At 77.8% G+C, this 661-nt stretch carries 1 protein-coding gene; it reads left to right on the forward strand.

Going from position 1 to position 661, the window contains the following annotated elements; all coding sequences use genetic code 11:
- Positions 1–661: ketoacyl-synthetase C-terminal extension domain-containing protein (locus KUM32_RS42630; protein ID WP_302185279.1), on the forward strand; the 661-nt coding region annotated here is incomplete at both ends.

Raw genomic sequence — 661 nt, forward strand, 5'->3', positions numbered from 1 at the left:
GTCCGAGAGCCCCTTCTACATCAGCCGCGAGGCGCACACCTGGCCCGAGGGGGCGGGGCAGCCGCGCCGCGCCGCGGTCAGCTCGTTCGGTTTCAGCGGCACCAACGCGCACGTCGTCATCGAGAGCCACGGCACCGCGCGCGACGAGGTGGCCCGCCTCGGCGACCAGCCCGCCGCGCCCTGGCACCTGCTGGTGTGCTCCGCCAAGACCGAGGCGGCGCTCTCCCGCCAGCTCGCCAACCTGGCCGACCACCTGGCCGCGCTGCCGGCCGACGTCGGCCCCGGCGTCATGGCCTCGGTCAGCCACACCCTGCTCGCCGGCCGGCACCACTTCGCGCGCCGCTGTGCCCTCGTCGTACGGGACCGCGCTGAGGCGGTCGCCGCGCTGCGCCGGGCGGCCGACGGACACGACGGGCCCGAGGTGGTCCGCGGCACCGCGCCGCGCGACTTCACCCCGAGCGCCGCCGAGACCCGCGCGCTGCGCGAGCTGGCCGCCGAGGCCGCCGGCGACCGGGGGCCCGGCCCGCTGACCGAGCTGGCCCGGTCCTACTGCCAGGGCCACGAGCCGGCCGCGTTCGCCGGCCTGTGGGGTACGACCCCGCCACGCCGCATGGGCCTGCCCAGCTACGCGTTCGAGCACGCCGAGTACTGGGTCTCCGCC

The sequence above is a fragment of the Streptomyces sp. AC627_RSS907 genome, assembly GCF_019049165.1.